The 10,300-nt window shown below is 44.8% G+C and carries 10 protein-coding genes and 2 pseudogenes; 6 read left to right on the top strand and 6 right to left on the bottom strand.

From position 1 onward, the window contains the following. The 4 genes and pseudogenes from J7545_RS15820 to J7545_RS15805 form a co-directional block, all read right to left on the bottom strand. Positions 1-147: pseudogene (locus tag J7545_RS15820) on the bottom strand (IS4 family transposase); the annotation flags it as partial. 76 nt (positions 148-223) lie between these two features. Continuing rightward, complete coding sequence (locus tag J7545_RS15815; RefSeq protein ID WP_318719844.1) at positions 224-574, bottom strand: hypothetical protein; 351 nt, start codon at positions 572-574, stop codon at positions 224-226. 399 nt (positions 575-973) lie between these two features. Further along, positions 974-1,345 carry an SET domain-containing protein-lysine N-methyltransferase gene (locus J7545_RS15810; RefSeq protein WP_318700108.1) on the bottom strand — a complete coding sequence of 124 codons (372 nt, stop codon included), beginning with the start codon at positions 1,343-1,345 and terminating at the stop codon, positions 974-976. Between the two features lie 13 nt (positions 1,346-1,358). Beyond that, the gene (locus J7545_RS15805; protein ID WP_318700107.1) at positions 1,359-2,096 is read right to left on the bottom strand and encodes a hypothetical protein; all 738 of its coding nucleotides are present in this window, start codon (positions 2,094-2,096) and stop codon (positions 1,359-1,361) included. A gap of 310 nt (positions 2,097-2,406) precedes the next feature. Between J7545_RS15805 and J7545_RS15800 the strand changes: the two genes are divergently transcribed. From J7545_RS15800 to J7545_RS15780, 5 genes are all read left to right on the top strand, one after another. Further along, positions 2,407-3,390, top strand: coding sequence for an alpha-ketoacid dehydrogenase subunit beta (locus J7545_RS15800; protein WP_318700106.1), 984 nt, complete (start codon positions 2,407-2,409; stop codon positions 3,388-3,390). Between the two features lie 100 nt (positions 3,391-3,490). Continuing rightward, the gene (gene secD, locus J7545_RS15795) at positions 3,491-4,897 is read left to right on the top strand and encodes a protein translocase subunit SecD (RefSeq protein ID WP_318700105.1); all 1,407 of its coding nucleotides are present in this window, start codon (positions 3,491-3,493) and stop codon (positions 4,895-4,897) included. 4 nt (positions 4,898-4,901) lie between these two features. Next, entirely contained in the window at positions 4,902-5,888 is a 987-nt protein-coding gene (secF, locus tag J7545_RS15790) for a protein translocase subunit SecF (protein WP_318700104.1), read from the top strand. Positions 5,889-6,112: 224 nt separating this feature from the next. Continuing rightward, positions 6,113-7,687 carry a pentapeptide repeat-containing protein gene (locus tag J7545_RS15785; protein ID WP_318700103.1) on the top strand — a complete coding sequence of 525 codons (1,575 nt, stop codon included), beginning with the start codon at positions 6,113-6,115 and terminating at the stop codon, positions 7,685-7,687. Between the two features lie 79 nt (positions 7,688-7,766). Beyond that, positions 7,767-8,162, top strand: coding sequence for a hypothetical protein (locus J7545_RS15780; RefSeq protein WP_318700102.1), 396 nt, complete (start codon positions 7,767-7,769; stop codon positions 8,160-8,162). A 40-nt stretch (positions 8,163-8,202) separates the two neighbouring features. Here the strand turns inward: J7545_RS15780 and J7545_RS15775 are convergent, their stop codons facing one another. Beyond that, on the bottom strand, positions 8,203-8,793 hold the full coding sequence (locus J7545_RS15775; protein WP_318700101.1) for a Uma2 family endonuclease: 591 nt from the start codon (positions 8,791-8,793) through the stop codon (positions 8,203-8,205). 228 nt (positions 8,794-9,021) lie between these two features. Then, entirely contained in the window at positions 9,022-9,867 is an 846-nt protein-coding gene (locus J7545_RS15770; protein ID WP_318700100.1) for a thiazole synthase, read from the bottom strand. Positions 9,868-10,120: 253 nt separating this feature from the next. Between J7545_RS15770 and J7545_RS15765 the strand changes: the two are divergent. Beyond that, positions 10,121-10,300, top strand: a pseudogene (locus J7545_RS15765) (hypothetical protein); the annotation flags it as partial.

Here is a 10,300-nt window from a genome sequence, read left to right as displayed (position 1 = left end):
GAATAAGTCTCTCATGCTAGTCAAACTACTATCGAATATGAAGTTAAACCAGATTTCAAAGAAGAGGCGAGAGTTGAGAACTGGGTAGTCATGAGGAGACAATGACTTGAGAATGGGTTTGACAAGATTGGTAAAGGAAGCTAGCATAGGCGAGAATATTATTTGAATATTTGAGAATAGAATACCATATTTTATCCTCTTTTTTTCGGCATTAAGCTAACATTCAACACTTCTGGATTTTTCCCTCAAATAGAGAGGGCGCCTTACCTTGAATTCCTCTTACATAAAGCTTGTAAAAATACAACTGAGTTTCTTCAGGAATCCCCACACACTCCCAAGCAATATATCCTTTAAGTCCAAGCAGTTCCTCCCAGATCGGTAAATTTTCCTCCATCTCAAATAGATTATTCCCAAAAGTTTCTATCATTTTGTCCACCTCGCCATAGGCACAAAAACCGGAAAAGACGTAGCAGCATTTTTCACCTCGGCAACACCACGGCTTTTCAAAATTACAGGAATTGGTTGCATAAGGAAGTTGGTTAGCGAGCTGAAAGAGGAGTTCAAAGATTTTCACGTCATGGATGGGTTTGGTCAAGCTAAAGAAATTGATTCCCTCAAACATCCGCCCTATGAGCTTTGAGAAGAGTTGCTCGAAGCTCATGCTTTTAATCCACTGATGGGCTATTTCCTCCCCTAATTCTGGTTCTATCAGATTGGGTGCATCGGCACTCTTCTCATGTCCTAATACCGCAAAGGGAATACCATATATAATTTGAATGGGTATCTTGGTTCGTCATCTATGAGATAAGTAAATCGTCCAATCTGACTTCTTCGACTAAGAAATCATCAAATTTTGAACAATTAACTCGACTTTTTATTTGAGTCATAGATTTTCTGGATACCGTTTCTCTAATTGTACTGCGATCGCGCCAAACTTGAGTTGACATCAAAAGATCGTCAACTCAAGGAGCTATCAGAAAGAATATTGATCGATATTTGTATAGAACATCAAACATTCTTCTCCTGGCTTAATCTCCTCAGAGGCGATTAAATAGGCCCATAAACCCGTCTTATCTTCCACCCAATTGATATGAGTATTTGGAGTTCCTGAATGATTACAGAAAGACGCTAATCCAAAAACAAGATAAGCCCTTACCTCTTTACGTTGATCGTATTCTGAAGGAATCACAAAGTAATATTTAAAGACTTGGGTACTATCCAGAATGGATCGCTCTTCTGCTGGAAAGTCCACTACTGGCGCTTTTTCAATCAATGTTCCTTGGGGAATGAATTGAGTGGCGACCACTCCACGTCCTTTTTCTGGAAATAATTGAATTTCAATCATGTTCAATCTCTTTTCATGTCAAACGATATTGGTATAAGTCTTGATAGACTTCATTGCATTGAACCAACAGATCTGAAAATCGCTCTGGAATTGGATCGGTCTTAGGAGTATAAGACTTAAATTCGGTTGAGTTCCTTACCGTGTCATACCACTGATATTGAGACCAAATATCATCGGTTGGGTTACGTTTGGGCCAGTGCAACATCTCTTCTGTAAATTTAACCCCTATAGCTTCACAAAGTAAGGATAAAGTGTGGCGTGGGTTCTTCTGTAGATCCTGAGCATCAATCACGGGGGGAATCGTTCCTAAACGGTCACGGACGGTATAAAACAATTGGTGAAGTCGCAGGATTCCAAGTGTTTCTATGGTCGGATTTGGCCAGAGTTTAAGATAGGACAAAAGCATCTGACGTGGTTCCCGAATAAGAAAGCAGTTGGTTAACCCAGAAATCCAGTCAATATCGATATGGGGTAGGAGACGATACACCATAAACTTTTGGTAATAAATTGACTTAGAATTCGGAATTTCTCCATGAATTAATTGCTCTACTATCTTCCCCCAATCTGTTTCGTAATGGTTGAGGACGGCCTCTCTTCCGGGGTCTTGGCGGCCAGAAACTAGAAGATAATGGGGATAAAGGGGTTCATCTTGGACAAAAGTGTCTGGACGATTACTCCAAGAACGCAGTAAAACAGTTGAAAGACAGCGTGGACTGGCCCACATACCAATACGCTTGACTGGGATAGCCACTTAATTAACCTCCCTCTCTATAACTCGGAGAGCAGAACTTTTGAAGAACAATGAAAATATTACTCGAAAACTGGAGCAGTTCAGAGTACACAGAAGAAAAAATCTTGAAGGTCAGATGGGATATTCAACAGTGGAGGTTAAGAACGAGTTAGCACTTGCCAGATAATAAACGACGTAAATGCCAAATACCCAGCTACCGCCAACCAATCGAGTGCAGATTCGATCGCCATGACTGTGAAGACCCCATTTTTTGTTAAACTGCTACTTTGACCTAACCCCACACTCTATTTATCGTAATTTATCGTAGCAAATGGCAGAAACACTATTCTTCAATGCCCTCCGGGAAGCGATCGACGAAGAAATGGCCCGCGATCCCTCCGTCTTCGTCCTAGGCGAAGATGTTGGCCAATATGGCGGTTCCTACAAAGTCACCAAAGGACTCTATGAAAAATATGGAGAACTGCGGGTACTCGATACTCCCATTGCGGAAAACAGCTTCACCGGATTAGCGGTTGGTGCTGCGATGACTGGACTGCGACCGATCATTGAAGGGATGAATATGGGCTTTTTGCTCTTGGCTTTTAACCAAATCTCCAATAATGCGGGAATGCTGCGCTATACCTCTGGGGGGAACTTTACGATTCCCCTGGTGATCCGGGGGCCAGGCGGAGTGGGTAAACAACTGGGTGCAGAACACTCCCAACGTCTAGAGGCTTATTTTCAAGCGGTTCCAGGACTGAAAATTGTTGCCTGTTCTACCCCCTACAATGCTAAGGGACTGATGAAATCTGCTATTCGCGATGGCAACCCGGTCTTATTTTTCGAGCATGTCTTGCTGTATAACCTAAAGGAAAATTTACCGGAAACTGAATATTTAGTGCCCTTAGACCGGGCAGAAATTGTCCGTCGAGGTAAAGATGTAACGATTTTGACCTATTCCCGGATGCGCCATCATGCCATGCAAGCGGCCAAAACCCTGGAGCAAGAAGGATTCGATCCAGAAATTATTGATTTAATTTCCCTCAAACCCCTGGATTTTGCCACGATTAGCGCATCGATTCGCAAGACCCATCGGGTGGTGATTGTGGAAGAATGTATGAAAACCGGGGGGATTGGTGCAGAATTAACGGCTTCGATTACCGAACAATTGTTTGATGAACTCGATGCTCCAGTGGTGCGCCTTTCTTCTCAGGATATTCCGACTCCCTATAATGGCATTCTGGAAAACTTGACGATTGTTCAGCCAGGTAAAATTGTAGAAGCTGTTAGAAAAATGATGGCACTACAGGTTTAGGAGATGCAAGGATAGGGGTATGGGGGATGGAGAGACACGGGGATTGCCCATTACTCCCTACTGCCTACTCCCTATATCATTCACTATCACGGATTAAACGATGGGGAAACAACGGACAATTTTAGCTTTAATTATTGTGCTGGCGATCGCCGCGATCGCGGTATTGGCGAAAGTCGAAACCCGCCTAGGTTTAGACCTCAGAGGAGGGGCACAATTGACCATTCAAGTAAAAACTACACCAGAAGTCCCGGAAATTACACCTCGTAAATTGGAAGCCGTGCAACGAGTGATGGAAAATCGGGTCAATGGTCTGGGGGTTTCGGAGGCAGCCATCCAGACGGTGGGAGAGGATCAGCTCTCGATCCAACTGCCGGGGGTTAACGATCCAGCTCAGGCGGAACGGGTATTAGGAGGCACAGCTCAGTTGGAGTTTCGCCAGCAACGGCAAGGAACAGAGGATGAGTTTGCCGCCCAATTTCAGATTTGGAGACAATTGCAGTTTGAGCAAGCTTTACTGCGACAGGAAGATCCAGAAGTGGCGGCAGAGGCACTCGCCGAAAATCAGGAGCAGATCGCTAAACTCAATGAAGACATTGCTCCCCTCTTTGACAAAGTTGGCTTAACTGGGGAACAACTGCAAGACTCCTTACCCCGTCCTCCCCAAGGAGGAGCAAACTGGGCTGTGATACTAGAGTTTAATGGTGAAGGGGGAGATAAGTTTGCTGAACTAACGAAAAATTTAGCTGGAACGGGTCGCACTATTGGTATTTTCCTGGATAATGAACTCGTCAGTACCCCGACCGTCGGCGTGGAATTTGCGGAAACCGGGATTGTGGGAGGTCGTGCGGAAATTACGGGGAATTTTACGGCTGAAACCGCTAATGACTTGTCGATCCAACTGCGAGGGGGCGCTCTCCCCGTGCCTGTGGAAATTGTGGAAAACCGCACGGTTGGCGCAACATTGGGACAAGATAGTATTCGTCGCAGTATCTATGCCGGGTTGGGGGGATTATTCCTCGTGCTGGTGTATATGGTGATCTATTATCGCCTGCCCGGGGCGATCGCTAATATTGCCCTTCTCGTCTATGCTCTGCTCACGTTTGCGGCGTTTAAGCTATTCCAAGTCACCCTCACCTTACCCGGGATTGCTGGTTTTATCCTCAGTATCGGCATGGCCGTCGATGCTAATGTGTTAATCTTTGAGCGTACCCGGGAAGAACTGCGTGGGGGTAAAACCCTCTATCGTTCCGTAGAATCGGGCTTTTATCGGGCATTTACCAGTATCCTCGATGGTAACCTGACTACCCTGATTTCCTGTATTGCCCTATTCTGGTTAGGCACGGGTTTAGTCCGAGGGTTTGCTCTGACTCTCGGTATTGGGGTCGTCATTAGTATGTTTACCGCCGTTACCTGTAGTCGTACCCTGATGTTATACGTGCTTCAGTTTCCCGGACTGCGTAAACCCAACCTATTTTGTCCCAATCTTGCTCCGCTCCCCAAACGGTAAATCCATGATTAGCATTATTAAACAACGTAATCTCTGGTGGTCGATTTCTGCTGGTGTGATTCTAATGGGATTTTTGGCCATGGCAATTTCTTGGGGGAGTCCAGGAATTGGTGCCCCCCTACGTCCAGGTCTGGATTTTGTGGGTGGAACCCGTCTTCAACTGGATCTTGATTGCACGGAAGTGGGAAATTGTGACCAACCGATTGAGATTGCTAAAGTACGGGAAGTTACCGATCGCCTCGGTATTGCTAATCCCAACATCCAGATTACCGGTGAAGACGGCACTGGGGTGAGTATCCGCACCAAAGATTTGGATGTGGAGGAGCGCACAGAACTGCAAAATAGTTTAGCCGAGGCGATCGGTACATTTGATGTGACCCAAACACAAATTGATACCGTTGGTCCCACCTTGGGGAAACAGTTATTTACATCGGGTTTGCTGGCACTTTTGGTGGCTTTTGCGGGAATTACCCTTTACTTAAATTTCCGTTTCCAGCTCGATTATGCGTTTTTTGCCTTTGTCGCTCTCTTCCATGATGTCTTCGTAACCATGGGAGTCTTTTCCATCTTGGGTTTGATCGCTGGAGTGGAAATTGATAGCCTGTTTATTGTCTCGCTGCTGACGATTATCGGATTTTCTGTCAATGATACGGTGGTCATTTATGACCGGGTGCGCGAGACCCTCCAGTTTTATCCGGAAAAGCATATTAATGATGTGGTCGATGAGGCGGTGAATCAGACGTTGATGCGATCGCTCAATACTAGCATTACCACCATTTTGCCCCTCGTTGCCATCTTCTTCCTCGGTGGCGAAACCCTAAAATTCTTTGCCCTAGCCCTAATCATCGGCTTTATTTCCGGAGCCTATTCCAGCATCTTTATCGCCAGTACCCTGTTAGCCTGGTGGCGCGAGAAAACCGGCCGCGCTATCCTCGCAACAGTTACAGAGGGAGAGGGAGAAATTCTAGACTCTACCCCAACTACTGATTGATATAGGGGGAAGTGCTATAAAACTTTTGCCACAGCATTTTCCCAACGATCATTATCTTGGATTAAGGGTCTAGAATATAAACAAAAATGTTTCCAGGTTATGAAATCAAACCACGAAATAGATTGGTACATAACTTAAAAAAAATAAAGAGTTCTTCAAGTCTAAAAAGTGATGATTTATCCTGTCAATGGACAGAAATCAGCATTGAATGCTGTTGTTCAAAATTGTCTGATTTACAGGATGAATTTTATATCTTTTACGAGCATCCCGTACACGAATTTAAAAATAAATTATTCAAAGCTAGTAGTAATGAAGTTATTGAATTTATAAAAGAGGCAATTCTACCTGAAGAAGGTATGGGATTAGATATGACCATCTACTCTTTAGACATGAAAACTATCATTGCATTTAACCATGATGGAGATATTTTTTTAGTTAGAGACAGTAGTCAATACAAGAGATTGGAAAACTGGGAAGAAGTAGTCGATAAAAAAAATGAAGATAATCTTGTCAGCATTGAAAATTATGATGCGAAACGAATAGTAGCAAGGATACAGAATTGGACAGAATTAAAACAACAACAGAAGCAGGGAGAATATCAGCTCAGTAATGAGGATGTAGCATGGCAAGTCTACGATCTCTTTGGTGTAGGAAGATTAACGCCAAAAATTGTAGAGTATGTGCTTAGATTATTGATGGACATTGAGACATTTGATTATTTGGCATTGTTTCAACGGTTGCAGGAAGTTTATTCTTCCTGGTGTGCAGGGGACTATATTGATGTTCCTCCCAATAAAAACTATCCCCTGAAAAAAATGCTGGCTCTGCAAGAGAGAATGGCAGATAGTGAACCAGCTTTAGGATTACGGCAGATTGATGTTTATACAGGATTAAATGTAACGATCTTGCTCCTAGAGCTGCACCGTTATGGACAAGACAAAGCGGAACTAAGAGATAAAATCAACTTTTATCCTTGTGGACAACCCAATAATGACGGGAAATTAGAGGATAGCACTAAACTTTTAAGAATCATTGGTTATAGTTCCTGTATTGGGGTATTAGGCTTTCTCAATACAGTCGGTACCTTTCTTGCAGGTGTTAACCTTAGTGCTGCCAACCTTAGTGGTGTCAACCTCAGTGGTGCTAACCTCAAGCGCGCTAACTTCAAGCGCGCAAACCTTATAGGGGCAGACCTCAGTTGTGTCAATCTCAGTGATGCAGGACTCAAGGACTCAGACCTCAAGGACTCAGACTTGAGGGGGGCAGAACTCAAAGATACCAACCTGAGTGGTGCCAATCTCAAGGGTGCTAATCTCGGTTGCACAAACCTGAGTGGTGCCAATCTCAGTCGTGCCAATCTCGATTGTACAAACCTGAGTGGTGCCAATTTCAGTCGTGCCAATCTCAGTCGCGTTAACCTTGTAGATGTAGAACTCATAGAAGTATGTCTGAGTGGTGCTAATCTCAGTCGTGCTAACCTTAGTGGCACAAATCTCAATTGTGTAAATCTCAGTCGCGCTAACCTCAGTGGCACAAATTTGAGTGATGCCAACCTCAAGGGTACAAATCTCAGTGGTGCTAATCTCAATGGTACAATCCTCAATCGCACAAATCTGAGTGGCGCAAACCTCAGAGGTGCGAATCTCAATGGTGTAATTCTCAGAAGCACAATCCTCAGCGATGAAATATGGGGAGATATATGCTGGGATGAAAAAACACAATGGGAAGGCTTGCGTGGACTGGAAACAGCAATTAATATTCCAGATCAATTAAAAGAGGAATTGGGTTTAGCGAATTAGAAGAAAGTGACTGATTAGCCATTATCATGCGAAGCGATGTAAAATCTACATCAGATGTAATTTCTCATTTGGAATTAACTTGGTTTCCCCTGATTCCCAGATTGATCTCGATCCCCAGTTTCAGGCGCAAGTGATGCGTTATCATCGACTGTTGGTTGGGGGACGCTGGTTGGTAGTGATGTTATGGTGGCTGGTTTTGGGATTTCCAAGTCTGTGGATAATGCGATCGCCCCTATCACTCCTATTCGACCATTTTACCTGGTCTGGATTGTACTATAGTTTCTATTTCCACCCCCTAGCGGCGATCGGCTTTTCCAGCAGTATCGGTTTAACGACTGCTGTTTTAGTCTGGCAAAGTCGCAATATTCTCGTCGGTTTGCCAGGACCTTATCAGAAAGGCCTAGAGCGTAAGGTCTATCGTATTCGCCAACAGGGGAAAAGCCATCCCCTCTGGAACTGGGTGGTTGAAGGTTAGGGGAATTAGGAAAGGAATGGGGAATAGGGAATGGGGAATATCAATCCTCACCAAATCGTTGTACAGATAAGATAAAATCAGGTAATACGCTTTCCCCAGAGAGCGCTGTGGGTAAACTCCGAACTTCCTTTGGCTGTCCCTGACGATAGATTTCTACCTCTTGATCTTGGGGATTCAGAAGCCAACCCAAGCGTACACCACTATCGAGATATTCCTGCATTTTTTCCTGAAGAGGGGTTAAGCGATCGCTTGGAGAGCGAAGTTCTAAGACAAAATCTGGAGCAAGGGGCGGAAATTTTTGGCGCTCCTCTGAGGTAAGAGTATCCCATCGAGAGCGTTCAACCCAAGCTAAATCTGGAGAGCGATCGCCTCCGCCCGGTAGTTTAAACAATGTTGAGGAACTGAAAACTTTACCCAGCTTAGTACGACGGTTCCAAATCGTTAAATCTGCTCCCAGTTCAAGTTCATAACTTCCGCTTTCTCCACCAACGGGCGACATTAGAATTAAGGCTCCTTGAAGATTGCGTTCAAAGTTTAAGTGAGGATTACTCATGCAGAGGAAGTAAAACTGCTCATCACTGAGATGAACTTGTTGCAGATTGACCTTGAGGGGTAGGGTGAGAGAGGTCATGGTATAGCAGAGAAGGAGTTGGTTAGGACAGTTAGGTTATGGTTTGAGGCAATAGGCAATAATAAACTCTCCCGTTCTCTGCTATAACATATTGCTTCGCGCGGCAGAAGGGTAAGGGGTAAATGGGTAAACCATTTTTCACGTCATAGTTCCCATTTTTAACCCTTTTGAACCAGTAACTCAAGCCCCTGGAGTCAAGCCAGGGGATGCAGTAAGGACAATTCCGGTTTAATTGATTGTACCGGTTAGGGGAGAGCTGGCACTGGCATAGGCTTTGATGGGAATTCTACCCGAAACAGCAGCAATGCGTCCAGCTTCAGTAGCCAAGCGGAAAGCCTGAGCCATGGCGGCAGGATTTTGGGATTGGGCGATCGCCGTGTTAATCAATAAAGCATCTGCCCCCATTTCCATTGCTGTTGCTGCTTCTGAAGGCGTACCAATACCCGCATCGACAACAACAGGCACCTTAGAATTCTCGATAATAATGCCAATATTAGCCCCATTCTTAATCCCTTGTCCGGAACCAATGGGAGACCCCAAAGGCATCACGGTGACACAACCGACTTCTTCGAGACGCTTGGCCAGCAAGGGATCTGCATTAATATAGGGTAAAACGGCGAATCCTTCTTTGACCAATTGTTCGGCCGCTTCCAAAGTGCCGATGGGATCGGGAAGCAAATATTTGGGATCGGGAATCACTTCTAACTTGATAAAATTATTATCTTCCTGACCCAGTAATTTTGCCATTTCGCGCCCCAGTCGAGCTACCCGCACAGCATCTTCTGCGGTTTGACATCCGGCAGTATTGGGTAACATCCAAATCTTTTGCCAATCAATGGCTTCGGCTAATCCTTCATGCCCGGGTGCTTTCGTTTGTACGCGACGCACCGCTACCGTGACAATCTGGCAACCACTGGCGACAATGCTCTGTTGCATTTCGGTAAAGGAGCGATATTTGCCTGTGCCCGTCATCAGGCGCGAGTTAAAGGTTTTACCGGCGATTTCTAAGGGCGAATCGCCTAGGATATCAGTATCAGGTTGGTGTTGAGAAATACTCTGATCGAGGGTTTGCATAGTTGGGTATGACGTTGGACAATGGTCTAGCTTAACGTTTGTTCTCCCGTTATTGAGGGGGATAAGTTTGAATGTTGAGCGAACGACTAGACGATGATCGACTCTTCAAAGAACTATTATCCACCTTTTTTGTAGAGTTGATCGGAAGCCGACTGAAAACCTGATTTTTCACCAGAATAGAGATAACTGGCAAAAACGACGGAGAAGCTTATAGCGCTGGGTATTATAGTGTTTACAAGTATTGGGAAATAGCATGGATAGCTTGTTCGAGATTAAAGTTATAGCTAGGGGCGATTCCATTCCCTATTCCCCATTCCCTATTCCCCATTCCCCATTCCCCATTCCCCATTCCCTATTCCCCATTCCCCATTCCCCATTCCCCATTCCCTATTCCCCATTCCCCATTCCCTATTCCCCATTCCCTATTCCCCAT

Origin of the sequence: Roseofilum sp. SBFL (genome assembly GCF_017746885.1) — a bacterium.
In the GTDB taxonomy this organism is placed as follows: Bacteria; Cyanobacteriota; Cyanobacteriia; order Cyanobacteriales; family Desertifilaceae; genus Roseofilum.
Note: the sequence above shows the minus strand (reverse complement) of the source record. Positions and strands in the feature narration are given on the sequence as shown.